The 24,784-nt window shown below is 56.0% G+C and carries 23 protein-coding genes; 1 reads left to right on the forward strand and 22 read right to left on the reverse strand.

Annotation, left to right across the window (positions count from 1 at the left end):
- Positions 1–21: 21 nt before the first annotated feature.
- Positions 22–1,386 carry a GH1 family beta-glucosidase gene (locus WJU22_RS25605; protein WP_341841009.1) on the reverse strand — a complete coding sequence of 455 codons (1,365 nt, stop codon included), beginning with the start codon at positions 1,384–1,386 and terminating at the stop codon, positions 22–24.
- Between the two features lie 92 nt (positions 1,387–1,478).
- Between WJU22_RS25605 and WJU22_RS25610 the strand changes: the two genes are divergently transcribed.
- Entirely contained in the window at positions 1,479–2,525 is a 1,047-nt protein-coding gene (locus WJU22_RS25610; protein WP_341841010.1) for a formylglycine-generating enzyme family protein, read from the forward strand.
- A gap of 298 nt (positions 2,526–2,823) precedes the next feature.
- Here the strand turns inward: WJU22_RS25610 and WJU22_RS25615 are convergent, their stop codons facing one another.
- From WJU22_RS25615 to WJU22_RS25715, 21 genes are all read right to left on the reverse strand, one after another.
- On the reverse strand, positions 2,824–4,818 hold the full coding sequence (locus tag WJU22_RS25615) for a T9SS type A sorting domain-containing protein (protein WP_341841011.1): 1,995 nt from the start codon (positions 4,816–4,818) through the stop codon (positions 2,824–2,826).
- A 24-nt stretch (positions 4,819–4,842) separates the two neighbouring features.
- Positions 4,843–5,199 carry a BlaI/MecI/CopY family transcriptional regulator gene (locus tag WJU22_RS25620; RefSeq protein ID WP_126246902.1) on the reverse strand — a complete coding sequence of 119 codons (357 nt, stop codon included), beginning with the start codon at positions 5,197–5,199 and terminating at the stop codon, positions 4,843–4,845.
- Positions 5,200–5,261: 62 nt separating this feature from the next.
- Positions 5,262–6,401, reverse strand: a complete 1,140-nt coding sequence (locus WJU22_RS25625) for a carboxypeptidase-like regulatory domain-containing protein (protein WP_341841012.1) — start codon at positions 6,399–6,401, stop codon at positions 5,262–5,264.
- 121 nt (positions 6,402–6,522) lie between these two features.
- Positions 6,523–7,674, reverse strand: a complete 1,152-nt coding sequence (locus WJU22_RS25630; RefSeq protein WP_341841013.1) for a TlpA disulfide reductase family protein — start codon at positions 7,672–7,674, stop codon at positions 6,523–6,525.
- 73 nt (positions 7,675–7,747) lie between these two features.
- Positions 7,748–8,833, reverse strand: coding sequence for a TlpA disulfide reductase family protein (locus WJU22_RS25635; protein WP_341841014.1), 1,086 nt, complete (start codon positions 8,831–8,833; stop codon positions 7,748–7,750).
- Positions 8,830–9,429: a bifunctional phosphoribosyl-AMP cyclohydrolase/phosphoribosyl-ATP diphosphatase HisIE gene (hisIE, locus tag WJU22_RS25640; RefSeq protein WP_341841015.1), complete on the reverse strand. Its 600-nt coding sequence runs from the start codon at positions 9,427–9,429 to the stop codon at positions 8,830–8,832. Before hisIE ends, WJU22_RS25635 begins: the two co-directional genes overlap by 4 nt.
- 38 nt (positions 9,430–9,467) lie before the next feature.
- A complete protein-coding gene (gene hisF / locus WJU22_RS25645; protein WP_341841016.1) occupies positions 9,468–10,223 on the reverse strand; it encodes an imidazole glycerol phosphate synthase subunit HisF in 756 nt (251 codons plus the stop codon).
- A gap of 2 nt (positions 10,224–10,225) precedes the next feature.
- On the reverse strand, positions 10,226–11,371 hold the full coding sequence (gene hisA, locus WJU22_RS25650) for a 1-(5-phosphoribosyl)-5-[(5-phosphoribosylamino)methylideneamino]imidazole-4-carboxamide isomerase (RefSeq protein ID WP_341841017.1): 1,146 nt from the start codon (positions 11,369–11,371) through the stop codon (positions 10,226–10,228).
- A complete protein-coding gene (gene hisH / locus WJU22_RS25655; RefSeq protein WP_341841018.1) occupies positions 11,368–11,961 on the reverse strand; it encodes an imidazole glycerol phosphate synthase subunit HisH in 594 nt (197 codons plus the stop codon). The genes hisA and hisH overlap by 4 nt, the downstream gene beginning before the upstream one ends.
- A 2-nt stretch (positions 11,962–11,963) precedes the next feature.
- Positions 11,964–12,734, reverse strand: coding sequence for a tryptophan synthase subunit alpha (gene trpA / locus WJU22_RS25660; protein WP_341841019.1), 771 nt, complete (start codon positions 12,732–12,734; stop codon positions 11,964–11,966).
- 7 nt (positions 12,735–12,741) lie between these two features.
- Positions 12,742–13,947, reverse strand: a complete 1,206-nt coding sequence (gene trpB / locus WJU22_RS25665) for a tryptophan synthase subunit beta (RefSeq protein WP_341841020.1) — start codon at positions 13,945–13,947, stop codon at positions 12,742–12,744.
- A 7-nt stretch (positions 13,948–13,954) separates the two neighbouring features.
- Complete coding sequence (locus WJU22_RS25670; protein WP_341841021.1) at positions 13,955–14,575, reverse strand: phosphoribosylanthranilate isomerase; 621 nt, start codon at positions 14,573–14,575, stop codon at positions 13,955–13,957.
- Positions 14,572–15,363, reverse strand: a complete 792-nt coding sequence (gene trpC, locus WJU22_RS25675; protein WP_341841022.1) for an indole-3-glycerol phosphate synthase TrpC — start codon at positions 15,361–15,363, stop codon at positions 14,572–14,574. Before trpC ends, WJU22_RS25670 begins: the two co-directional genes overlap by 4 nt.
- Positions 15,360–16,349, reverse strand: a complete 990-nt coding sequence (trpD, locus tag WJU22_RS25680; RefSeq protein ID WP_126246891.1) for an anthranilate phosphoribosyltransferase — start codon at positions 16,347–16,349, stop codon at positions 15,360–15,362. The genes trpC and trpD overlap by 4 nt, the downstream gene beginning before the upstream one ends.
- A gap of 42 nt (positions 16,350–16,391) precedes the next feature.
- Entirely contained in the window at positions 16,392–16,961 is a 570-nt protein-coding gene (locus WJU22_RS25685) for an aminodeoxychorismate/anthranilate synthase component II (protein WP_341841023.1), read from the reverse strand.
- Between the two features lies 1 nt (position 16,962).
- Positions 16,963–18,375 carry an anthranilate synthase component I family protein gene (locus WJU22_RS25690; protein WP_341841024.1) on the reverse strand — a complete coding sequence of 471 codons (1,413 nt, stop codon included), beginning with the start codon at positions 18,373–18,375 and terminating at the stop codon, positions 16,963–16,965.
- A 212-nt stretch (positions 18,376–18,587) separates the two neighbouring features.
- On the reverse strand, positions 18,588–19,718 hold the full coding sequence (gene hisB, locus WJU22_RS25695; RefSeq protein WP_341841025.1) for a bifunctional histidinol-phosphatase/imidazoleglycerol-phosphate dehydratase HisB: 1,131 nt from the start codon (positions 19,716–19,718) through the stop codon (positions 18,588–18,590).
- A complete protein-coding gene (hisC, locus tag WJU22_RS25700; protein ID WP_341841026.1) occupies positions 19,719–20,768 on the reverse strand; it encodes a histidinol-phosphate transaminase in 1,050 nt (349 codons plus the stop codon).
- Positions 20,769–20,775: 7 nt separating this feature from the next.
- The gene (hisD, locus tag WJU22_RS25705; protein WP_341841027.1) at positions 20,776–22,077 is read right to left on the reverse strand and encodes a histidinol dehydrogenase; all 1,302 of its coding nucleotides are present in this window, start codon (positions 22,075–22,077) and stop codon (positions 20,776–20,778) included.
- An 11-nt stretch (positions 22,078–22,088) separates the two neighbouring features.
- On the reverse strand, positions 22,089–22,943 hold the full coding sequence (gene hisG, locus WJU22_RS25710; RefSeq protein WP_205687034.1) for an ATP phosphoribosyltransferase: 855 nt from the start codon (positions 22,941–22,943) through the stop codon (positions 22,089–22,091).
- 267 nt (positions 22,944–23,210) lie between these two features.
- A complete protein-coding gene (locus tag WJU22_RS25715) occupies positions 23,211–24,500 on the reverse strand; it encodes an FAD-dependent monooxygenase (RefSeq protein ID WP_341841028.1) in 1,290 nt (429 codons plus the stop codon).
- Between the last annotated feature and the right edge of the window lie 284 nt (positions 24,501–24,784).

The raw sequence follows: 24,784 nt of genomic DNA on the forward strand, positions 1-24,784 counted from the left end.
GAACCCCAAAAAACCGGTTTGCTATTGCCCGCCGGGGGACCGTTCCCCATTCCCCAACAGCTCCGCGAACCACCGGCCGGAGGATTTGATGGTCCGCCGCTGGGTTTCGAAATCCACATGAACGAGCCCGAACCGGGCATTGTACCCTTCCGCCCATTCGAAATTATCGGTCAGCGTCCACGCGAAATACCCTGTGAGCGGCACGCCCGACTGTTTGGCCAGCAGCGCCGCGCGCAGGTATTCATCGTAATAAGCGATGCGTTCCGGATCGTGGACCTTCCCGTTTTCGGCCATGTCGGCGAATGCAGCGCCGCCTTCCGTGATCATGATCTCTTTTACGCCGGGATAGGCGGCGAACTGTTGCAGGATGCTGTACAGGCCATTTCCGCTGATTTCCCATCCCAGCGCCGTGGTCGGCACTTTCCGGTAGCGGGCTTTTACTTCCGACGCGTTGAGGTAGGGCATGAAGGGATTGTAGCGAACTACGAGCGGAAAATAGTTTTGTATGCCGATGAAATCGAAATCAAAGGGCAGCTGGTCCCAATCGCGCCAAAGCGCGTATCGCCTTGCGATGCGGGCCAGCAGGGGAAAATCGCCGTCAGGATATCCCATTCCCAGTGCCGGTTCTATAAACAGCCGGTTGAAGAGCGCGTTGATGCGGGAGGCGGCGGCGCGATCGTTTTCGTTATCGGTGAAGGGGATGATCTGCGAGCAGGAATAGGCGACGCCGATGCGTGCACCGGGCACCTCCGCGCGGAGGGCCCTCCCGCCTATCGCCTGGGCCATCGCCACATGGTGAACGGCCGGCAGGAAATACGACAGCCCGAACTTGCCCGGCGCATGCACGCCCAGCATATAACCCAGCGAAGTGAAACCGAAAGGCTCGTTCAGCACGATCCAGTTGCGCACTTTGCTCCCGAACTCCCGGCCGCAGGTGGTGGCGTACGATTCGAACGCGTGGACCGTTCCCCGGTGGCACCATCCCCCTTTTTTCTCGAGGGCGAGCGGCAAATCCCAATGGTAGAGCGTTACGTAAGGTTCCATACCGGCGGCCAGCACAGCGTCGATGACACGATGGTAGAAAGCGATGCCCGCGGGATTGAGGGCGCCGGTGCCTTCGGGAATGATGCGGGGCCATGAAAGGGAAAAGCGGAAAACCCCGAAGCCAAGGCTCCGGGCCAGCAGGATATCGTCGAGATAGCGGTTGTAAAAGTCGGTCGTAGTGCGGGCGTGGCTGCGGTCTTTGATCTTGCCGCGCCTTTCCGTAAAAGCGTCCCAGATGCTGGGGCCTTTGCCGTCGGCATCATGTGCACCCTCGTTCTGGAAGGCCGAGATCACGACGCCCCACCGGAAATCCGGCCCGAAATCAGCGCGCGTAATTGCCATATCAGTTACAAGTTACGGATAAACGCCCTACGGATCGGCTGACAAAGGAAATTAACAATTTAACAATGCGGATGCCTAATTTTGTGGCCATTATGATCCGGAATCAAACATCAACCATCGTTGTTCTGTGCGCCATGCTGGCCGCCTGCCAGCAGCCCGCCGCCAAACAGCCGGGCCGGGCCGCAGTGCCGCCTGCCGTAGACAAACTCAATCCCATGGTACTGATCCCCGGTGGAACGTTCCGGATGGGGGCCGACGACGACAGCGGCATGCCCGACGAATATCCCGCGCACACCGTTCAACTCGATTCCTTTTACCTGGACGCCCACGAAGTCACCAATGCGGAATTCGCGGCATTCGTAGCGGCTACCGGGTATGTGACCATCGCCGAGCGCCCGATTTCCAAAGAGGAGCTGATGGCTTCGCTGCCTCCCGGCGCCGAAGAGCCGGATAGTACCATGCTGCTCCCCGGCTCGCTCGTTTTCGTGCCCACGAAAGGGCCCGTAGACCTCCGCGACGTGACGCAATGGTGGAGTTTCGAGCATTATGCCGATTGGAAGCATCCCAAGGGGCCGGGCAGTGACATCAAGGGATTGGAGAACCATCCGGTGGTGCATGTGTCGTGGGAAGACGCGCAGGCATACGCCAAATGGGCGGGCAAGCGCCTCCCGACGGAAGCCGAATGGGAATATGCGGCGCGCGGTGGCAAGAGCGGGGTCCCTTATCCCTGGGGGACGGAAGCCCCCCAGACCGGCAAACCCAAAGCCAACATCTGGAACGGACATTTTCCTTACGAGAATACCGAAACCGACGGGTTCTACGGGACTTCCCCCGTCAAATCCTTTCCGGCCAATGGTTTTCAGTTGTTTGACATGTCCGGCAACGTTTGGGAATGGACGGCCGACTGGTACGATGCGCGCCATTATGCATCGGAGCCTGCCGAGACGCACAATCCTACGGGCGCCAATGCTCCCCATGACCCGGACGATCCGGCCAACCCGAAGCGCGTGATCCGCGGGGGGTCTTTCATGTGCAGCGATGAGTATTGCCGCGGTTACCGGGTTACCGCCCGTATGAAAACCACGCCATCGTCGGGCCTCGAGAATTTGGGGTTTCGTTGTGCCCGGAGTATCCGGTGAGGTAGTGTTGGGTAAATCTGAATCCATAAAAGCATCTGGATAAACCTAACACCATAAAGGCATTCGGTTTAGCTGGCTCCATAAAGGCATCCGGATAAACCTGACGCCATAAAAGCTTTCGGGTTTAGCTGGCTCCATAAAAGCATCTGGATAAACCCGACCCCATAAAAGCATTCGGTTTAACTGGCTCCATAAAAGCATCCGGGAATATACTACTTCAATAAAAAAAGCAGCCCTCAGGCTGCCTTCTATCAGATATGCAAAAGCAGGCTTCCGGCTAACCGGAAGCTTGCTTTTTTTATTGTTTCACGATACGGGATGTCATAGTAGCGCGATCATGTGTCAGGGTTACGATGTAAGTGCCGGCGGGTTTACCGGAAAGGTTGATCTGTTCTTTCTGGCTGCCGGTTAAACCATCGATGGATTTGCGGTAGATTTCGCGGCCGTTGATATCGGTTACCCGAATATTCCCTTTGCCTGGCTTGCTCAGGCTGTAGGCGAAAGTTACGACACCGTCTGTCGGGTTCGGGTAATGCTCGGTCTGAATGGAAGCTGCGGCTGGTACATTGCTGGTCAACGCCTTTGAATAGGTGTCTACGATTAGTCTATACACACTGTCTTTGGAGTTGCCGGTGCGGATCCGATAATTCGGGTCATTCTTTTGTTCCATCGCCCGCATGGCTGCTACGGTCCGCCTGCGGCGGTCGCTGCTGTCTGGAGAAACGGCGAGTGAATAGCCGGTAACCGTTATTACCGGAACTTCTTTCACCGTCTGTGCAGCATCTGATTTCAACGCCGTGGCTTGCGGCCGGCGTGTACCCGTTACCGTGATGACGGAATTCCTTTTTCCGGTTGCGGAATCTACCCATACTCTTTCTTCGCGCACTTCATCGTATTCATTTTTAGAAACGGTGGTCGCCAAAGTCTTGCCTTTCTTGGTGGTGATGATAATTACGCCCTCTTTACCCGCGGGGCCATAAATAGAAGATGCTGCGGCATCTTTGAGCACGGAGATAGATTCGATGTTATTGGGATCGATGCTTTTGAGCGGGTTCCCGGACGCATCGGATTTTTGGGGCACGCCGTCTACCACGATGAGCGGCTCCTTCCCATTGCCCGGGGGGCCGATGATCAGCACTTCCTTGACGTTTTTACCGGATGCGGGTTTGCCTTCCACGACTTTCGGCTGCACTTGTACACCGGATACGGTGCCTGCAAGTTTGGGCTGCTCAGTTACCCGACCGGAGCGGGGCGTAACCGTGTCTTTTACGGACTTGCCTTTCACAGTGATGTAATTATCGGTCGTGGATCCGAATTTGCCATGAACGGTTTTATACGTGTCTCCTGCGCTGGCAGTGGAAGCTACATCGTCTTTCTCCGCCGCGCCGGGAACAAGCGCCGTTTTCACTTCCTGGAGGGCATCATGCACTACGGCGCCGGCTTTGGTATAATTAAGCGTCAGCAGCACTCCGCACACGATGCAGCCCAACACGCCGTAGCGGTAAAGCTGGATGCCGGAGGTACGGGATTTGTTCATCATAAAAATGCGGTTTTTAATGTGGGATAAATTGAAGCTGTTGGTGATACCGGCCGCGTACTGCGATGCGTTCACCTGTATAAGACTATACTGATACTCTTTACGATTAATGCCGCTGCGGAGGATAGCCCTGTCTGCCAGGAACTCCAGGTTCTCGCGGATCGCGCTCTTCATCAGCCAGGCGCCCGGGTTGAACCAGTAAAAAACATTATTGACCTCGCCCATCATGATATCGGCCGTATGCCACTCCTTCACATGCACCTGTTCATGCTTCACGATCGAGAACAATTCCGTTTCCGTATGCAATTCAGGATTCACGTAGATCTTGCGGAAGAAGGAAAACGGCGTCACCGACCCCTTCATCCTGCGCACCTCCTGGCCGAACAACCGGTCCGGCTCCGTACGAAGGTGCAGCACCAGTAACGATACCATCTGCACCAGGAGCCTGAAAGCCATCACGGCCACGCCCGCCCAGAAAGTATATTCCATCAAAGTCCACACCGTGAAGGATTCCACCTTTTGCAGGGTGGTCCAGTCGGGAACATAATAGGTCACCTGCGCCGCGAGGGTCACATTCCGCGAAAAGAAATCGTTGACGTCCACCAACGGGAACATCGACGAAAAGGCGATACCTCCCAGGAGGAAAAAGCGGTTCAGCGTGTAAAACGTCATCCTCCGCAACCCCAGCCGGTACGCCAGGTAGAACAAACAAAGCGCGATATTGGCTTTGAGCAGATAAATAAATAGAGCCGACATGCTAGCGGTTTATAGGTACTGCAATTATTTCGATTCGATCATGCGGATGATCTCCTTCAGATCGTCCGGGCTGATCTTTTTATCTTTCGCGAAAAACGTCACGAGGTCTTTGTAGGAATTCTCGAAATAGTCTTTCACGAAACTGTTCATAAACTTCTTCGCGTATTCATCTTCCGCGATGGCGGGAGCATATTCATACACGTTACCGATCTTCTTCGCCTCCACGAACCCTTTCTTTTCAAGGTTCTTGATCGTGGATGCCAGTGTGGTATAAGGCGGAATGGGATCCGCATGCGATTCCAGGAAATCCTTCACGAAACCTTTCCCTGCTTTCCAGATCGCCTGCATCGCGGCTTCTTCCTGTTTAGTCAGTTTATCCATACATTTTCCATTTGGCGCGACGCTTATTTTTTCTTTGACTTCGGCGTCGCTATGATGAGATGTCAGAGCCGGTAATCCAGCGGCAGCATCACCGCCAGTTTTTCCCAGGCCCAATAATTTTCGAATATCACGTCCATGGGCGCTTCCAGGTTGCCATTCCCGTCCATCCGCACTTCCGGCGCCAGCAATTTCATAATGGACACCTGCGGCCCGGGCTTATCGTTACTGCGGAGGTACTTTTCGATATATAGCCTTTCTTCCTTTTCCTTCCCGTAAACAACATACAAATGATCGCTGAAACGCAGCACATAGTCCCGCCCGCTTTTCCGCAACACACTGTCTACCGGCAACTCCTTCCGCGCCAGGTAACTCACAGACCGCGAGAACATCGGGCTTCGCATGATCCCCATCACCGAATCCGGCGGCGCCTGGATCACCTGCCCCTGCTCCTTCTGCCTGCGCACCAGCTTCCGCATCGTAAAACCCTCGCCCCGGTAACTCCCCGCAATCAGGCTACGGCAAAAATGCAGCGCCGACCCACGGTATGCCTTTTCCCGGTTCTTCTCCCACCGCTTCTCCTGCGCCTTGCTGCGCGGCTTCATCGGCTCGAACAACGGATTACCATAGTACATCGAATAACCCGTACGCGGACTATGCTCAAAATGGATTAACAAAAAACGGATGTTATATCCTAACGAGGGGTTCGATACTTCCAGGAAATCATCGGCCTTCGCCTTCAGTTCCATCGTGCCCCGGTCATATTCAAACTCCACCCTGTCCGGGTTGAGCAGTTTACATTGTTGCGCCACCGCCCCTTCACCGATGAATACCTTTTTGAACAACTGCATATAGTATTCCCGGTCCTTGTCCGGCCGCACCACCAACTCTTTCAACACGCCCGGTTTCTCTTTCAGCACAATGTCCAGCGTCCTGTTCTCCACCAGCTCCAGGGGCAAGATCTGCGGCTCATATCCCAAATACGATGCGATCACTTCATATCGCCCCGATGGAACGCCTCCGATCTCATAACTTCCCGACTCCGTCGTTCTCGCTCCCATCGTTGTCTGGTTCAGGAACACACTGGCGAACGGAAGCGGCTTCCCACCAGCATCTTTCACCGTCCCCCGCAACGTCACCACCGTTTGCGCATACACATTGGCGATCAGCAAAGAACAGGCGGTCAGCAGGAAACACAACTTCATAACTACGATACTATCGTAAATCTACGAATTATTCGTAGAACACCAAATTTATTTTGAGGAACGGCATAAAAAAAGGGCAACCGATCACCGGTCACCCTTCCCCATATTTTTATATCTGGTTCTATTCCTTAGGCAGCAACTCTTCCAGCTTTTTGCCCAGCTCTTCCGCCCGGAGGTTCCGCGCGATGATCTTGCCCTGCGGGTCGATCAAGAGGTTCTGCGGAATAGCGCGGATGCCATACAGCTTACCCACTTCGTTCTTCCAACCCTTGAGGTCGGAAACGTGCGTCCAGGTCAGGTTATCGGTACGAATAGCCTGCTTCCAGCGGTCCTGCTTCTCGTCGAACGAAACGCCGAGGATCGTGAAACCCTTGTCCTTATATTGCTGGAAAGCCTTCACCACATTGGGATTCTCCGCCCGGCAAGGCCCGCACCAGCTGGCCCAGAAGTCCACCAGCACGTATTTCCCCCGGAAAGATGCCAGGGTCACCGGCGCGCCGGTCGTATCGTTCTGCGTAAATTCAATCGCCGGCTGGCCGATCGCGATCTTTTTCGCCAAATCTATCCGGTAAGCAAATTCCTTTGCGGACGGGTACCGGCGAACGGTTTTGGACAGCGATTTAAATAACGGCTCCGCCACGTCCACATCCAGCTCATACCCCACCACCTGGTTGAGCACGAACATCCCGATCGGGCTGGATGGATTGTCTTTCAAATACTTCTGCATAATAGCCGTTTTTGATGCGTCGATCTGCTCGATGCGCGTTTCGGCCTTTTGCTTCCTGGCATCGTTCTTCGATTCCCAGGCTTTGCGGTATTCTTTCTCCGCCGCTTCCATGTCTTTATCCACGGCGCGGGTAAGGTCGTTGAGCTGATTGAACGCATCCTGGACGGCCGTCCCGTCTGCCGACGCCTTCTGGTCGGGAGCAGGAACATGCACGCGGGTGGTGCCTTTCCCGATGAAAAGCAACGCCACTTCCTTCCGTCCGCCGGGCGCTTCTTTCGAAACGGGGATCACGGAAAAAAGCTGTGCCTGCTGCGGCTCGGGAACCTTTCCCTTGAAGGAAAATTTGCCATCATTGGCCACTGCGCTGTCGATCACGAACTGACCGCCGATGCGCATCCGGAGGTAGAATTTGGTGGGGGAAGACTGCTCTCCCACTGTGCCTGAAACGGTAAACGGAATGTGTTTGATCTTTTCGTCTGGCTTATCCTGTGCAAACAACATTGCAGCCGGGCTGAAAAGCATGGCTGCAAGTATCCAATTCTTCATGATGTGACTGTTTAGATTCTACCGCAAATTTCTCCAATCCGGGCCCGAAAAGCAAGCCCAATTTGATAAGCGGTCACTTGAGGACTTCCGCCAGCTTCTGTTCCAAAGCCGATCCGCGCAGGTTGGCGGCGATGATGTTGCCCTGCGGGTCGAGGAGGAAGTTCTGGGGGATCCCGCGAACGCCGTACATGGCGGCCGCTTCGTTGCCCCAGCCTTTCAGGTCGGAAACCTGCGTCCAGCTGAGGTTATCCTGTTTGATCGCACGCAGCCAGTCGGATTTCTCCTTGTCCAGGCTCACGCCGAAAACGGTGAAGTTCTTGTTCTTGAATTTGTTGTACGCCGCCACCACATTCGGGTTCTCCTGGCGGCAGGGCCCGCACCAGCTGGCCCAGAAATCGATCAGCACATATTTCCCGCGGAAGGAAGAAAGGCTCACCATTTTGCCTTCCGGATCGGCCTGCGAAAAATCGGGCGCAGCCACCGGACCGGAGGTTTTTCCTTCAGACGCGAGGCTCATGGCTACGGTTTTGCCCAGTTTGGACATTTTCACTTTCGGATCGAGCGACTCGAAAATGCCGGCGAATTCGGATTTGGGCAACCGGCTTTGCAGATCGCCGTACAGGAGGAACAGGCTGGCCATCGCCTGCGGGCGTTCCTTGATGAATTGCCTGGCCGTATTTTGCAGTTTCTTATCGAAAGCATCGGCCTTCGAGCGGAAAGCTGTTTGTTTTTCGGATTCGTCCTGCCCGATGGAACGGGCTTCGTTGTTCAGCGCGATCGCCTCGTTCTGAAGGGGCCGCATGGTTTTATGGTATTCCTGCATCCAGCGGGTTTGCTGGCCGGCTTTGACGGACTGCGCAACGGGAAAATCCTTCGCGTCCAGGTCGATCGTAATTTCCGGCTGATCGCTCACGAGGAGCGAGGGAAAGTCGACCCCGGCGAGGAACAGCGCGTACATGGCATCTGCAGCGGGTTTCACGTTCGTCACGAAAGCGAATTTCCCGTCCGCCTTCAACTCGGTAGAATCGGCCCAGTTGCCGTCTTCGCTGACGAAGTAGAGCTTCTGACCTGGTGCGCCCTTCAGCGTCCCGTTCACTTTCATTTGCGCCTGTGCCGCCGTTGCTGCCGTTACCGCCAGCAGGAATACGATCTTTTTCATTTTTTATGTCTTTCTTTCAGGATCGAAGTTACGTCTTCGAGGGTAAAACCTTTGGCCTGCAGCAGGATCATGTAGTGGAAAAGCAGGTCGGCCGCTTCGCCGAGGAACAAGTCGCGGTTATCGTCTTTCGCTTCGATCACCAGTTCCACCGCTTCTTCCCCTACCTTCTGCGCTACTTTATTGATGCCTTTGGCGAACAGCGAAGCCGTGTAGGATTTCTCCGTGGGATTTTCCTTCCGGTCGCGGATCACCTGTTCCAGCCGGTTGAGGAAATGGCCGTCGTCTTCATTGGCTTCGTTCCAGCAGGTATCGGCGCCGGTGTGGCAAACGGGCCCAACGGGATTGGCTTTGACGAGGATCGTGTCCTGGTCGCAATCCACCGCCACGCTCACGAGATGCAGGAAATTCCCGCTTTCCTCGCCTTTCGTCCACAGCCGGTTTTTGGAACGACTGAAAAAGGTCACTTTCCTGTCGGCCAGCGTTTTATCCAGCGCCTCGCGGTTCATGTACCCGAGCATCAACACCTTCCGGGTGATGGCATCCTGCACGATGGCGGGTACCAGTCCGTCGGGAGATTTCGAAAAATTCACCTCCATGGGTAAATCGTGTTTAAAAATAATAAAAATTTATAATACTAAAACCGGATCTGCACGCCTCTTTGATAGAGGTAATTTTTCAGATCGGGTATTTCCATTTCCTTATAGTGGAAGATGCTGGCGGCGAGCGCAGCGTCTGCCCCGGCTTTTTCGAACACATCGGCGAAATGCTCCATGGTCCCCGCGCCGCCGGAAGCGATCACGGGCACGTTGAGGTTCCGGGATAGGCGGCCGGTAATATCCAGCGCAAATCCCTGTTTGGTGCCGTCGTTGTTCATGGACGTGAGCAGGATCTCCCCCGCCCCGCGCTCCACGGCTTCGCGCGCCCAGTCTTCGGTGCGGATGTCGGTTTTCACGCGGCCGCCGTTGAGGTACACGAACCAGTCGCCGTCTTCGAAACGGGTGTCGATCGCTAGTACCACGCACTGGGAACCGAATTCCTTCGACAGGTCGTTGAGCAGTTGCGGGGTGCGGAATGCGGCGGTGTTGACAGACACCTTGTCTGCCCCGGCGCCCAGCAGCACGCTCACGTCGTCTACGGCCGCAATGCCGCCGCCTACGGTGAACGGGATGTTGATGTGCCGCGCGATGTCGGTCACGAGGGCGTGGAGGGTTTTGCGGCGCTCGTTGGTAGCGGTGATATCGAGGAACACGAGCTCATCGGCGCCCTGGGCGGCGTAGAGGGCGCCCAGTTCAACGGGGTCTCCGGCATCGCGGATGTTTTCGAAATTAACGCCCTTCACGGTGCGCCCGTCCTTGATGTCGAGACAGGGTATGATTCTTTTCGTGAGCATAGCTACAGCAGTTTCTTCAGTTCAGACATTTGAATGCGGCCTTCGTAAATGGCCTTGCCGATGATGACGCCGGCGAGCCCCGCGGCGCGGAGCTCTTCCACATCGCCCATATGGCTCACACCGCCGCTGGCTGTGAGGCGGATGCCCGGCAGTTCGGCGATGATCTTTTTATACAGTTCGGTACTGGGGCCTTGCAGCAGCCCGTCTTTGGCGATATCGGTACAGAAAATTTCCTTCACGCCTTTTTCCATGTTGCCGCGGAGGAAGTCGAATACGCTGACGCCCGTGGTTTCCAGCCATCCGCCTACGGCGATTTTCTCATCCTTCACATCGGCCCCGAGAAAAATTTTCTCCGCGCCGTATTGCTCCACCCAACCGAAAAACAGTTCCGGCTGCTTCACGGCCACACTGCCGATGGTCGCCAGTTTCGCGCCGGCTTCGAACACCACGCGGATATCTTCGTCCCGCTTGATGCCGCCTCCAAAATCCACGACCAGTCCTGTTTTCCCGGCAACGGCCTCCAATACTTTCCAGTTCACGACCTGGCCTTTTTTGGCCCCGTCGAGATCTACCAGGTGCAGGCGCTTCACGCCCGCGTCTTCGAATTCTTTCGCTACTTCGAGCGGATTTTCGTTGTAGATTTTCTTTTGATCGTAATCGCCCTGTGTCAGCCTTACGCATTTCCCGTCGATGATATCGATGGCGGGAATAATGGTAAAAGTGTCTACGGATGCGGATTTCAGTTCTATTTCCATTTTGTAGAATGCGATATTGTCTTTGTAAAACAGGCCACTGGTGACATGGTACCCCAATGCTTCGTAAAACCCGGTGGCGGATGCGCGCGCATTGCACCAGAGGCGGGAAACGCCATGATCGCGGCACACTTTTTCGAGATGTGCCATCATGATCTTCCCGAATCCTTTTCCCTGCTGATCATTGGCGGTGGCGAGCTTGCGGAACTGCGCGCTGCGGCCGTCGATGAAAAGGGAAACGACGGTCACCTGCCGGGCGCCGTCGTACAAGCCGAAATGCAGGCCGTCCACATCGTGCGGAAGCGTTACCCGGTCCAGCGGCCAATCCGGGTACATCACGTCGCGCCGCAGCTGCAGCGTGTCTTCCGTGGTGATATTCCTGATCGTTACGCTCACAGTTTCAGGAAGCTTTCGATGAGGCTTTGGCCTGCGTCGGCCGACTTTTCCGGATGAAACTGCACGGCGTAGAAATTATCTTTCTGCAGCGCGGCGCTGTAATTGATCACGTAATTGGCGATGGCGGTCGTATCCGGCCCCAGTTCCACGAAGTAACTGTGCACGAAATACATATAAGCATTCTGCGGTACATGTTCGAAAATCACGGAATGCAGGCCGGTGATATTGTTCCAGCCGATTTGCGGTATTTTCAGCAGGTTGCCCGCCGGCGATTCGAATTTCTTCACATCGAGGTCGAACACCCCGATGCAATCCGTATCGTTTTCTTCCGAATGGCGGCACAGCAGCTGCATGCCCAGGCAAATACCCAGCACGGGCTGCCGGAGGTCTTTAAGCACCTGGTCCAGCTTCCGGTCGCGCAGGTACTTCATGGCGGTGCTGGCTTCGCCCACGCCGGGGAAGATCACTTTATCGGCCGAACGGAGCGTTTCCGGATCGTCTGTCACCACGGCTTCCGCGCCCAGCCTTTCGAGGGCGAAGAGGACGGACTGCGTATTGCCGGCGTTATATTTCAGGATGGCAGTTTTCATGGCTATTGTTTGATGTTGCGGACGAACGTCTGAACGGTTTCCTGCAAGTTAGCACTGTTTTCGATGGCTTTCACGAATGCGCTGCCGATAATGGCGCCGTTGCTGTATTGGCAAGCCGTCTGGAAAGTGGCTTTGTCGCGGATGCCGAAGCCCACCAGCACAGGGTTCTGCAGTTTCATCGACTGTAACTTCTCGAAATAGGATGCCTGCAGTTTCATGTCCTTGTCTTTCCCGGTGGTGGAGGAAGACGACACGGCGTACACGAATCCCCGGCTCAGGGAGTCGATCTTGCGGATGCGGGCTTCGCTGGTTTCGGGCGTTACGAGGAAAATGAGGTGCTGGCCGTATTTTTCGAAGAGCGGTTTATATTCGGTTTCGTATTCATCCATGGGCAGATCGGGCAGGATAAGCCCGTCCACGCCCACTTCCTGGCAACTGCGCAGGAAATTTTCCACACCGTATTGCAACACGGGATTGATGTACCCCATGAGCACCACGGGTATCCGGATTTTGCTGCGGAAGCCTTTGAGCTGTTCAAAGAGGACGGCGAGCTTCATCCCGTTCGCGATGGCGCGGGTGCTGCTGTCCTGGATAACGGGCCCGTCTGCCAGGGGGTCGGAGAAGGGCATGCCGATCTCCGCCATGTCGGCCCCGCCGTCTTGCAGCGCCTGCAGTACGGTGAGCGTATCGCCGAGCTGCGGGAAACCGGCGGTGAAATATATGTTGAGCACTTCTTTGGGCTTTTGCTGGAAGAGCTGGTCGATGCGGTTCATATTGCCGTTATTTCAGGTGTTTGATATAGGTTTCGAGGTCCTTGTCGCCGCGGCCGCTGAGGCACACCACGGTTACATCGTCGGGCTGAAGACCGAGGTCTTTCAGCTTGGCGAGGGCGTGGGCCGATTCGAGGGCGGGGATGATGCCTTCGAGGAGACTGAGCTCATAGGCGGCAGCCAGGGCTTCGTCGTCGGTGGCGTTGAGGAATTTCCCCCGGCCGGAGGCGTACAGGTGTGCATGCATGGGGCCAACGCCCGGGTAGTCGAGCCCGGCGGAGATGGAATGCGGTTCCACGATCTGGCCGTCGTCTGTCTGCATCAGCAATGTTTTGCTGGCGTGGATGACGCCGGGTTTGCCGAGCTGGGAGGTAGCCGCGGAAAATCCGCTGTCCACGCCTTTACCGGCCGCTTCCACAGCTACGAGCCGCACGCTTTCGTCGTCGGTGAAATGGAAGAAAGTCCCCGCTGCGTTGGAGCCTCCGCCCACGCAGGCGATCACGTAATCGGGCAATTCCTTGCCGGTCTTTTCTTTCAGTTGTTTTTTGATTTCTTCGCTGATGACCGACTGAAACCGCGCTACCATATCCGGGTACGGGTGGGGCCCTACCACGGAACCGATGATATAATGGGTGTCTACCGGATTGTTGATCCAGTCGCGGATGGCTTCGTTCGTGGCGTCTTTGAGGGTTTTGGAGCCGCAGGTGGCGGGCACTACCGTGGCGCCGAGCATTTTCATGCGGGCCACGTTAGGGGCCTGGCGCTGGATGTCTACACTGCCCATGTACACGATGCATTCCAGGCCCATGAGGGCGCAGACGGTGGCGGTGGCCACGCCGTGCTGGCCGGCGCCGGTTTCGGCGATGATGCGCTTTTTGCCGAGGCGCTTGGCGAGCAATATCTGGCCGATGGTATTGTTGACCTTGTGGGCGCCCGTGTGGTTGAGGTCTTCCCGTTTCAGGTAAATCTTCGTGTTGTATTTTTCGGAAAGCCGGCTGGCGAAATAGAGCGGCGACGGCCGGCCCACGTAATCTTTCAGCAGTTGTTCGAATTCCTGCTGAAAAGCAGGCTCGCGCATGATCTTCAGATAGTTTTCCCGCAGCTCTTCCACGTTGGGATAGAGCATTTCAGGAATATATGCGCCCCCGAATTCGCCATAGTAGCCTTTTTCGTTGACGTGGTATTTGGAATGGGAAGTATTGACGGCAATATCCATAATACGGTTATTTTTTGATCTGTTTGATGAATGCCTCCACGAGGCGCATATCTTTTATTCCGGGAGCGGATTCAAATTTACTGTTCACATCCGCAGCAAACAAGTGCGGCTCCCGCCATCGGAGGAGCGCATCCGCATCGCCCGGCCCGATCCCTCCGGCCAAAAAGTACGGCTGCTCCGAAGCGTACCCTTCAAAAAGGTTCCAGTCGAATTGCTTTCCCGTGCCGCCATGCCCTTTCCCCGCGGTGTCGAACAGCAGGAAATCGAACGCTTCCGTTCCGGCAACCGGCAATTCCGTCGCGCTTTCAGGAATGGAAACGGCTTTCATCACTTTGACGGATTTCTTCACTTCCAGGATGAATTCACCCGGAAAATCCCCGTACAACTGCACCATGTCCAGCCCGTAATCCGCGATCGTCCTCTGCAGCGTGGGCAAATCGGGTTGCACGAACACGCCCACTTTCTCCAGTTTCCCATTCCCCGTTTCCCGCACCGTTCTGCCGGAAAGTTTGTCGCCGGCGAAGCGGGGAGATTTGGGATAGAAGATGAAACCCGCATAGTCTGCACCGATTTCGGCCAGCGCCGCGATGTCTTCCGCCCGGGTGATGCCGCATACTTTTACTTTCATAGCGCCGCGAGTTGACGGGTGAAGTTTTCGAACGCCTGCGCAGGGTGCTCCGCTTTCATGAAATGCTCCCCGATGAGGAACCCGCTGAAGCCTGCGTTGCGCAGCTCTACAATGGTTTTCGGATCGTCCATCCCGCTTTCGGCCACTTTCGGGTAGCTGTCGGGTATCTGTTTGAGGAGCTCCATCGAGCGGTAAATATCCACCTGGAAGGTTTTCAGGTCGCGGTTGTTGATGCCCACGAGATGGGTATGCGGCGTGATCTTTTCCAGCTGGTCTGCCGTATGCACCTCCAGCAGCACTTCCAGGCCCAGGTTGTGGGCGAATTCCGCGAGGTGCTTTACTTCCGCTTTCGTGAGGCATTCGGCGATGAGCAGGACCACATCCGCCCCGATCGCTTTGGCTTCCACGATCTGGTATTCGCCGATCACGAAATCTTTCCGCAGGATGGGAATATTATTGGCGGCACGCGCCTGCTGCAGATCGTCCATCGAACCGCCGAAAAACTCGGTATCGGTCAGCACGCTCAGTCCGGACGCGCCATTGCGGGCATACGCCGTGGTCACTTCCACCACCGTAGCGTCGGCATTGATCACGCCCTTCGACGGCGATTTCCGTTTGAACTCGGCGATGATCCCGTTGCGGCCGGGCTGCGTGAGGAAACTTTTCAGGGAAAGCGCCTCCCGCCCGAACATGGGCAAGCGCTCCAGCTCCTGTACGCTCCTGCCCTTCTCGCGTTCCGCTACTTCTCCGTGCTTGTGGGCTACGATCTTGTCGAGGATATTTTTCATTGGAGGGAAACGAGTTTTTGGAATGATTTGTATGCTGCGCCCGATTCCAGCGACTCCACCGCCGCCAGGAAACATTCGTCGTAAGTCGGGTACTTTTCGAGGCAGAACAGGCCCATGGCGGCGTTGGCCATCACCACGGAATGTTGCGCCCAGCTGCCTTCGCCTTTCAATATCTTCACGAACAGCTTCGCCGCTTCTTCGGTGGAATTGCCGCCGTAAATATCGGCCGCGCTCACTTTCCGCTTGCCCAGCGCCTCCGGCGTCCAGTCCTGTTCGCCGTTGTTGGTGATGATCCGGGTATCGCCCGTCAGTGAAATTTCGTCGTAACCGTCCATGCTGTGGAGGATGGCAAATTTCTTGTCGGTTTGCTGGAACAGGTAATTGTACACCCGCGCCATTTCCAGGCTATACACGCCGATCAGCTGGTGTTGCGCGAACGCGGGGTTCACGAGCGGCCCGAGCATGTTGAAGAACGTCCGCACGCCGAGCTGCCTTCTCACGCCCGCCACGTTTTTCAGGGCCGGGTGGAACAGGGGCGCGTGCAGGAAGCAAATCCCCGCTTCGTCCACTTCCTGTTTCAATTTTGACGCGTCGCTCTTGAATTTGTACCCGAGGTTCTCCATCACGTTGGAGGCCCCGCTGATGGAAGACACGCCATAGTTGCCGTGCTTGGCCACCTTCCCACCCGCGCCGGCCACGATGAAGCAGCTGAGGGTCGAAATGTTGAAGGTGTTTTTACCATCGCCGCCAGTGCCCACGATATCGAGCACGTCGTGCTCCAGCTGAACGGGCACGCACATCTCGAGCAATGCGTCGCGGAAACCGAGCAGCTCGTCGATGGTGATGCTGCGCATGAGGAACACGGTCATGAAAGCCGCCAGTTCGCTTTCGTTGTACACGCCCTTGCCGATGCTGGTGAGGATCTCGCGGGCGCCTTCGCGGGTGAAGGTTTTATGTTCGAATAAATAGTTGAGTATTTTTTTCATCGGGATGATTTTTAAACGTTGAGCAATGCGGTTGAAGGTGGATCAAAGCCCCAGCCAGTTCCGCAAAATCTGCTCCCCTTGCGGCGTGAGCACGCTTTCGGGGTGGAATTGCACACCGCTGACGTCGAACTTTTTATGTTGCAGCGCCATGATGTACCCATGCTCGTCGCGGGCCGTGATCTCCAGTTCGGCCGGCAACGATTTTTCATCCACCACCCAGGAATGATAACGCCCTACTTCCAGCTCGTCGGGCAGGTTTTGAAAGATGCGCCCGCTGCGCGAAGTCACCGTCACCGGCGTAGCCACGCCATGATACACTTCCGTCAGATTGGTGAGCTTTGCGCCGAAAGCCTCGCCGATGGCCTGCTGGCCAAGACAAACACCGAAGATGGATTTGGTGGGCGCGTATTGCCGGATGAGCGGCAGCAGCAATCCCGCTTCTTCGGGGATTCCAGGGCCGGGCGACAAAATAATACGGTCGAAGTCGTTCACCTTTTCCAGCGCGATCTCGTCGTTGCGGACAACGGTCACTTTCCCGCCGATGATCTTCTCCACGAGGTGGACGAGATTATACGTGAATGAATCGTAATTATCGAAAACCAGGATGTTCATGTCAAATATTTTGCGCCTTGATGATGGCCTGTTTTAATGCGTTGAGTTTGTTGTTCACTTCCTGCAGTTCGGAGCTGGCGACGGATTTCGCCACCACGCCGGCACCTGCCTGGTAGTAGAGGGTGTTATTGCGGCTGAGCATGGAGCGGATCATGATGGCGTGGTTGAAATCGCCGTTGAAGCCTACGAACCCGACGCAGCCGCCGTAAAAGCCCCGTGCCGTGGGCTCGTAACTATCGATCAGTTCCATGGCCTTGTATTTCGGCGCGCCAGACAGTGTGCCTGCCGGGAACGTGGCGGCCAGGATATCGAAGGGCACTGCATCCTTGGGCAATTGACCCGTCACTTCGCTCACGAGGTGGATAACGTGGGAGTAATATTTGATCTGGCGGTAGGTTTCCACTTCCACATCCGTGGCGTGGCGGCTCAGGTCGTTGCGGGCGAGGTCTACCAGCATCACGTGCTCAGCGTTTTCCTTGGGGTCTTCGAGGAGCTCGGCGGCCAGTTTGGCATCTTGCTCGTCGTTGCCCGTGCGGCGGAAAGTGCCGGCGATGGGGTGGATCACCGCTTTGCGGTCTTTGATGATGAGCTGCGCTTCCGGCGAAGATCCCATCAGTTTATAATCGCCGTAGTCGAAGTAAAAGAGGTAGGGGGAAGGATTGATGGAGCGGAGCGCGCGGTACACATTGAACTCGTCTCCGGTAAAGCTCCGCTGGAACCCGCGCGACAATACGATCTGGAAAACGTCTCCGCGGAAGCAGTGCTGGCGGCCTTTTTCGACCATTTCCATATACTGCTCGTCTGTCTGGTTAGAGGTTTCCTCGCCCTTTGCTGCAAACGAATAGGCGGGAACATCTTTGTTGCGGATGATGGATTCCACGAAATCGATCTCGGAATCCTGCCCGTCTACCAGGTTCTCGATCAGCGTCATTTCGTCTTTGAAATGGTTGATGGCGATCACGTACTGGTAGAAGCGGTACCGCATGAGGGGAATGGTGTTGCCGGCGGCGGGGCGTTTCCGGAAGGCGATCTTCTCGAAAAACTGGACGGAATCATACGTACTGTATCCGTACAGCCCTTTGCCGAAGGCGACGCCGTTGGCATCTTCCGGGAACTCGAAGCTTTTCAGGAACGCATCCATTTCACGCAGCACTTCGCTGCGGCCGCTGAGCTTTTTCCGCTCTACGGGCTGGCCGGGGTATTTGAACTCGAACACGTCGGTAGACGTAACTTCAATACCCGCAATGGGCTTGATGCCGATAAAGGAATAGCTATTATCTCCGGCGTTGGAATCGGTGCTCTCCAAGAGGATGGAGCCGGGGAACTTGTCGCGGATGCGGAGGTAAATGCCGACGGGGGTGAATACGTCTGCCAGCATTTGCCTGGATTGTGTTTTTACCTGGATTTTTTTCATTCGAGTTTATTTATTCGGATGCGGCCAAAAACGAAGAAGGCCCGCTGTGTACAGCGAGCCTTCTTTAAAGTATTTGAAATACAAACATGGCACTGCTACACAGCGGAGATATCCATTGCGTGCCACCAAAGTTTGTATGTGTTGTTCATTTTCATGATGAAAGCAAAGATGGAACGTTTTCCCGAAAAATGCAAATTTTATTTTGACCATTTTTAAAGGACACCTTTTGTGCTGGGAAGCTGCATATTATCGGGGTTCCGCTTTACCGCCATCTTGATGGCCTTGGCGAACGCCTTGAAGATCGCTTCGATCTTGTGGTGCTCGTTTTCCCCTTCCGCCTTGATGTTCAGGTTGGCGCGCGCGCCGTCCGTAAAGGATTTGAAGAAGTGGAAGAACATTTCCGTGGGCATCTCCCCTATCTTCTCCCGCTTGAACGCAGCATCCCACACGAGCCAGTTGCGCCCCCCGAAGTCGATGGCGGCCTGGGCCAGGCAATCGTCCATCGGCAGGCAGAAACCATATCTTTCCATGCCCTTCTTGTCGGCCAGCGCCATGGCGAAAGCCTCGCCCAGCGCGATGCCGGTATCTTCGATGGTATGATGTTCGTCGATATGCAAATCCCCTTTCGCATGTACTTTCATGTCGATACTGCCGTGCCGCGCGATCTGGTCGAGCATATGGTCGAAAAAGCCAAGCCCCGTCTGGATATCGGCCTTCCCGGTGCCGTCGAGGTTCAGCTCGATGCGGATGTCGGTTTCCTTGGTGGCACGAACATGGCTCACCGTCCGCAGCCCGATTTTCAGGAATTCGTAAATCTTCGCCCAGTCGGTGGTTTCGAGGGCTACTACGTCTTTCAGGTCGGCCCCGTCCACTTCCGCGGCGCCGAGGTTGGCGTCCTGCTTGAGCCAGATGGCCTTCGCACCGAGGTTCTGCGCCAGTTTCACGTCGGTAATGCGGTCGCCGATCACAAACGAGTTGGCGAGGTCGTATTCCCCGTTGAAATATTGCTGCAGCATCCCGATGCCCGGTTTGCGGGTGGGGAGATTGTCGGCCGGGAAGCTCCTGTCGATATGTTCCCGCACAAACACGATGCCTTCGCCGGCGAAGGTTTGCATGATATGGTTGTGCGCGGGATGGAAGGTTTCTTCCGGGAAACTGTCCGTCCCCATCCCGTCCTGGTTAGACACGAGCACCAGCTCGTAATCCAGTTCGGCGGCGATCTTGCCCAAATATTTGAACACTTTCGGATAGAACACCACTTTCTCCAGGCTGTCGATCTGGTAGGTGGGCGGCTGCTCCAGGATCATGGTGCCGTCGCGGTCGATAAAAAGTACGCGTTTCATTTAACTGGCGATATTTTGAAGGGCCTGCAATAAGGTTACGTTTTCTTCGGGTGTGCCGATGGTGATGCGCAGGCATCCGGCGCATAGCTCCACTTTGGAACGGTCGCGGACGATGATGCCCTGGTTGGTGAGGATGCTGTAAATCCCTTTGGCGTCGATCGTTTTCACGAGCAGGAAATTCGCGTCGCTGGGGTAAACTTTCTCTACGATAGACAACTTCGCCAGTTCCCCCGTCAGCTTTTCCCTTTCTTCCACCGTTTCCTTGATCCACGCATTTACCTGCTCCACGTTGCCGAGCGCCTCGAGCGCCAGCTCCTGCGAAGCCTGGTTGATGTTGTACGGCGGTTTGATTTTATTGAAGATATTGATGATATCCTCGCTGGCGAACGCCATCCCCATGCGCAACGCGGCCAGGCCCCAGGCCTTCGACAGCGTTTGCAGCACCACCAGGTTCGGATATTCGGTCAGTTCCTGGATGAAGGATTTGTGCCGGCTGAAATTGATGTACGCCTCATCCACCACCACGATCCCTTCGAAATTATTCAGGATCATTTCGATCGCTTCCTTATCGATCGCATTGGCCGTAGGGTTGTTGGGCGAACAGATGAAAATGAGTTTGGTATTTTCGTCGATGGCCGATTCGATCGCCTCCAGGTCCAGCTGAAAATCTTCCGTGAGCGGGGCTTTGCGGATTTCGATATCGTTGATGTTGGCAGACACTTCGTACATGCCGTACGTGGGCGGGCACAGCACCACGTTGTCTACACCCGGCCGGCAGAACGCGCGGTACAGGATATCGATCGCCTCATCGGACCCGTTGCCGAGGAAAATATTCTGGGGTGGAACGCCTTTGATATCCGCGAGGCGGTATTTCACCTTCCATTGCAGCGGATCGGGATAGCGGTGATAGTTGGTAGGAAGCGGGGACCCGAAACTGTTCTCGTTGGCGTCGAGATACACGGAGGCTTCGCCTTTGAACTCGTCGCGGGCGGAGGAGTACGGCGTGAGCCGTTTGATATTGTCTCTTAAAAGTGAATTCAGGTCGAACATGGTCGTATTACTTGAAAGATGAATCGTTTTGAATATACCGCACCCGGATGGAAACGGCCTGTTTGTGCGCATCGAGCCCTTCCGCTTCTGCCATGGCTTCGATGGCCGGGGCGATGGTTTGTAAACCTGCTGCGGTCAACCGCTGGAAGGTGATCTTTTTCACGAAGCTGTCTACACTTACGCCGCTGTACGCCGTGGCATAGCCGTTGGTGGGCAGGGTGTGATTGGTGCCCGAGGCATAATCGCCCGCGGATTCGGGGGAATAGTTGCCCAGGAACACGGAGCCGGCGTTCACGACCCTCGTGGCGAGGGCTTCGTCGTTTTCGCAGGCCATGATCAGGTGCTCGGGCGCGTAATCGTTGAGCATGTCCATGGCCTCGTCGCGGTCGCGCACCAGTACCAGCTTGCTGTTATCCAGCGCTTTTGCGGCGAGGTCGCGGCGCGGGAGTTTTTCCAGCTGTGCTTTAACTTCCGCTTCCACGGCCGAAATCACCGCTTCGGAAGTAGTCACCAGCAACACCTGGCTGTCTGCCCCGTGCTCTGCCTGCGACAGCAGATCCGCCGCCACAAAGGCTGGCACGCAGGCGTCGTCTGCAAAAACCGCCACTTCCGAAGGCCCGGCCGGCATATCGATGGCCGTACCCGCGGCATTGACGAGCTGTTTGGCGCAGGTCACGTACTGGTTGCCCGGCCCGAAGATCTTATAGACTTTCGGAACGGTTTCCGTGCCGTAGGCCATAGCGCCGATGGCCTGTACACCGCCCACGGAAAACACCTGTTTGATGCCCGTGAACCTTGCAGCCCAGAGCACCGCAGGGTGGATAACGCCGTCTTTACCCGGAGGCGTGCAGAGCACTATTTCGCTGCAACCCGCCAGCCGCGCGGGAATAGCGAGCATGAGGATGGTGGAGAACAATGGCGCGGTGCCGCCGGGAATATACAGCCCTACCTTCTCGATGCCGACCGGTTTGCGCCAGCATTGCACGCCGGGCATGGTTTCGATGACGGTTACGTCTTCGATCTGCGCGCGGTGGAATGCTTCGATGTTGGCGGCGGCGGTGCGGATGGCGTTTTTCAGGTCTTCGCCGAGGAGTTTGTCGGCGATCTCGAACGCTTCCGCCGGCACGGCGATGCTGGTGAGGGGAACTTTATCGAATTGAAGGGTGTATCGGCGAAGGGCTTCGTCGCCATACTTTTTAACGTCTGCCAGCACGGCGGAAACGGTGGCTTCCAGCTGGGAGTTGTCGAGCACGGGCCTTTGCAGGAGCGTGTTCCAGGTATTTTTTTCCGGGTAGCGGATGATTTGCATGACAGGCGTTTTTAGATGACCATTTTCTCGATGGGAACGACGAGGATGCCCTGTGCGCCGGCGGCTTTGAGGCTTTCGATGATATCCCAGAAATCGTTTTCGTTCAGTACGGAGTGAACGCTGCTCCATCCGGCTTCGGCGAGCGGCAGCACGGTGGGGCTCTTCATGCCCGGGAGCAGGCCGATGATCTCGGGCAGCTTGTCGTTGGGCGCGTTCAGCAGTACATATTTGGTATTCTTGGCCTTCTTCACCGCCTGGATGCGGAATACCAGCTTGGCGAGCAGCATTTTCTGCTCGGCGGTCAGCTTGCTGTTGGCTACCAGTACGGCTTCCGAGCGAAGCACGGTTTCCACTTCCTTGAGCCCGTTCATGAACAGGGTGGAGCCGCTGCTGACGAGGTCGCAGATGGCTTCGGCCAGCCCGATGCCCGGGGCGATTTCCACGGAGCCGCTGATCTCGTGGATCTCGGCCTGGATGCCTGCTTTCTTCAGAAAATCATTCACGATCACGGGGTAACTGGTGGCGATGCGCTTGCCATGCAGATCCTGCACGGTAGCATATTCCATCGATTTGGGCACGGCCATCGCCAGCCGGCACTTCCCGAAACCGAGTTTCTCTACGGTTTCGAGGGGATAGCCCTTTTCCAGCACCACATTCTCTCCCACGATCCCCAGGTCGGCCACGCCGTCTTCCACGTACTGCGGAATATCGTCGTCGCGCAGGAAGAACACTTCCAGCGGGAAATTCGTGGCCTCTGTCTTGAGTTTGTTCACGCCGTTATTGATGTCTATCCCGCATTCTTTCAGCAGTTTGATAGAGTCTTCGTGGAGGCGTCCTGATTTCTGAATGGCAATTCGCAGTTTCATGATGATTCCTGTTTGAAACAAAAAAGGCTTACCGGGAATCGGTAAGCCTTTCATGGTGAATATCTGTTTGCGTACAATTACAGCATCCCCTGCTTACCGGTTTGGCAAGTATGATGATGATGCGTATGTACGTTAATGTTCATGAGTATTTCTAAGTCGAGTGCAAAGGTAGGAAGTAATTCCAGATTTCAAACCATTCCGCCATTTTTTTGATAAAATCTCTTCCACATACTTGTTTGATGGAAATTTTCTAACAACCGGGCAATTTTACGACAGGTCTACCGAATAGAGGATTTTGAGCTGCCGGCGGAAAACGGCTGCCGGTGTGCACCTGAAAACGGCGTTTCGCAGCCCGATGAGCACCGGGTTTTGCAGCTGGGCCATATTGCCGAGGGTGCGTGAGCGGCGGATGATCATGCGCGTCCGGGCCAGCCGCCTGTTTTCATACGCGCGGAACGCGTCTTGCGGGTCCGTATGGCGGGACAGTTCCGCTGCCAGGATCACCGCGTCTTCGATCGCCTGGCAGGCGCCCTGGCCCATGTTGGGCGTGGTGGCGTGGGCGGCGTCTCCGATGAGGACGATATTACCATGATGGAAACGGTGCGTGGTGGGAAGATCGGCGATATCGCCCCAGATGAGCGGCAGGTCTTCGCTGGCTTTCAGGAGTTTTTGCACCCGTTCCGGGTAACCTGCGAAAATTTCGCTCAATTCCGCCGTGGTCATGGCTTTCATGCGGGCGTCCTGTGCGGGGGCGTTGATGCAGGCGAACCAATACACCCGGCCATTGGGCAATGGAATGATGCCGAAACGGCCCGCCCGGCCCAGGATCTCCTCCACTTCCCGGGCGATGGTCGTCCCTTCCGGTACCACGCACCGCCAGCAGGTGTAACCGGCGTAACGCGGCACCACTTCGGGCAGCACGGCGCGGCGCACGGCCGAGTGGATGCCGTCGGCCGCAATGAGGTAATCGGTTTCATGCTCGCTGCCGTCGTGGAAATGCAGGCGGATGGGGGATCGGGAGAGACTGGACGATTTGCCGGGCCCGGGCGTATTGCCGGTGATCCCTGGCTGCGAAGCGTGTTGCACCGGATTGGCGGCTTCCGTCGGCGTACTGCCTGTGGTTCCCGGCAGCGAAGCGGGGTACCCCGGATTGGTGGCGCCGGTTATTTCGAGGGATTCGAGGGCCTTACCGGTGAAAATCATCGAAGGATCGAGGTGAGACAGCAGTTGTTCGTGAAGATCGGCCCGGTGGATGACGAAGTTGTCCTGCCCATAAGCCCTGCTGACGCGGGTAGTGTCTGCATGCGTGAGCAGGGAATCCTTATCTGTGCGGAACGACAATCCATCGAGAAACTGCCCTTTCGCCACGATCCCCTTTTCGATCCCCAGCGCGGCCAAAGCGCGGATGGCGTTGGCGCCCAGCCCGATCCCCGCGCCAACGGGCCTCAGTTCCGGCGCGGCTTCGAAGATGAAGGGGTCTATCCCCCGCTGCCGCAGGGCGATGGCGGCCGTGAGCCCGGCGATGCCGCCGCCTATGATCGTGAATCGTTTTTGCATGTGGGTTACGATAGGGTTCGTGGTGTGAAGGTCAGTTTTTTTCCTGTTCGGCCATATGACTGTTATCAGTATTACGGTCGGGAAATCGCCCCTCCGCGCTTAAAAATCGTCCCTGTGGCTATTACGCCAGCTCGATATTCACACCCTAAAAGCCTTGTCTTGCTTACTTTCCATCCTGGCTATTCAATCACTAAGCCCGGTTGCTTGAAATCCGCGCCATTAAAGCCATTTTCCTGCTTTCCCATCGTGGCTTTGCCGGGAGACAAAATCGTGGAAAATCCGAC

The sequence above is a fragment of the Chitinophaga caseinilytica genome (assembly GCF_038396765.1).
Classification (GTDB): Bacteria; Bacteroidota; Bacteroidia; order Chitinophagales; family Chitinophagaceae; genus Chitinophaga; species Chitinophaga caseinilytica.

Excerpts from the sequence above, each read along its gene's own strand:
- WJU22_RS25620 (WP_126246902.1), bottom strand. The coding sequence starts at position 5,199 with ATGGATAAACTGACTAAACAGGAAGAAGCCGCGATGCAGGCGATCTGG.
- trpD (WP_126246891.1), bottom strand. The coding sequence starts at position 16,349 with ATGAAAAAAATACTCAACTATTTATTCGAACATAAAACCTTCACCCGC.
- hisF (WP_341841016.1), bottom strand. The coding sequence starts at position 10,223 with ATGCTCACGAAAAGAATCATACCCTGTCTCGACATCAAGGACGGGCGC.
- trpA (WP_341841019.1), bottom strand. The coding sequence starts at position 12,734 with ATGAACCGCATCGACCAGCTCTTCCAGCAAAAGCCCAAAGAAGTGCTC.
- WJU22_RS25715 (WP_341841028.1), bottom strand. The coding sequence starts at position 24,500 with ATGCAAAAACGATTCACGATCATAGGCGGCGGCATCGCCGGGCTCACG.
- WJU22_RS25690 (WP_341841024.1), bottom strand. The coding sequence starts at position 18,375 with ATGAAAAAAATCCAGGTAAAAACACAATCCAGGCAAATGCTGGCAGAC.
- hisG (WP_205687034.1), bottom strand. The coding sequence starts at position 22,943 with ATGAAACTGCGAATTGCCATTCAGAAATCAGGACGCCTCCACGAAGAC.
- WJU22_RS25685 (WP_341841023.1), bottom strand. The coding sequence starts at position 16,961 with ATGAACATCCTGGTTTTCGATAATTACGATTCATTCACGTATAATCTC.
- hisIE (WP_341841015.1), bottom strand. The coding sequence starts at position 9,429 with ATGGAGGTGAATTTTTCGAAATCTCCCGACGGACTGGTACCCGCCATC.
- trpC (WP_341841022.1), bottom strand. The coding sequence starts at position 15,363 with ATGAAAAATATCCTCGACAAGATCGTAGCCCACAAGCACGGAGAAGTA.
- WJU22_RS25605 (WP_341841009.1), bottom strand. The coding sequence starts at position 1,386 with ATGGCAATTACGCGCGCTGATTTCGGGCCGGATTTCCGGTGGGGCGTC.
- WJU22_RS25670 (WP_341841021.1), bottom strand. The coding sequence starts at position 14,575 with ATGAAAGTAAAAGTATGCGGCATCACCCGGGCGGAAGACATCGCGGCG.
- hisB (WP_341841025.1), bottom strand. The coding sequence starts at position 19,718 with ATGAAACGCGTACTTTTTATCGACCGCGACGGCACCATGATCCTGGAG.
- hisD (WP_341841027.1), bottom strand. The coding sequence starts at position 22,077 with ATGCAAATCATCCGCTACCCGGAAAAAAATACCTGGAACACGCTCCTG.
- trpB (WP_341841020.1), bottom strand. The coding sequence starts at position 13,947 with ATGGATATTGCCGTCAATACTTCCCATTCCAAATACCACGTCAACGAA.
- WJU22_RS25610 (WP_341841010.1), top strand. The coding sequence starts at position 1,479 with ATGATCCGGAATCAAACATCAACCATCGTTGTTCTGTGCGCCATGCTG.
- hisH (WP_341841018.1), bottom strand. The coding sequence starts at position 11,961 with ATGAAAACTGCCATCCTGAAATATAACGCCGGCAATACGCAGTCCGTC.
- WJU22_RS25635 (WP_341841014.1), bottom strand. The coding sequence starts at position 8,833 with ATGAAAAAGATCGTATTCCTGCTGGCGGTAACGGCAGCAACGGCGGCA.
- hisC (WP_341841026.1), bottom strand. The coding sequence starts at position 20,768 with ATGTTCGACCTGAATTCACTTTTAAGAGACAATATCAAACGGCTCACG.
- WJU22_RS25615 (WP_341841011.1), bottom strand. The coding sequence starts at position 4,818 with ATGTCGGCTCTATTTATTTATCTGCTCAAAGCCAATATCGCGCTTTGT.
- WJU22_RS25625 (WP_341841012.1), bottom strand. The coding sequence starts at position 6,401 with ATGAAGTTGTGTTTCCTGCTGACCGCCTGTTCTTTGCTGATCGCCAAT.
- WJU22_RS25630 (WP_341841013.1), bottom strand. The coding sequence starts at position 7,674 with ATGAAGAATTGGATACTTGCAGCCATGCTTTTCAGCCCGGCTGCAATG.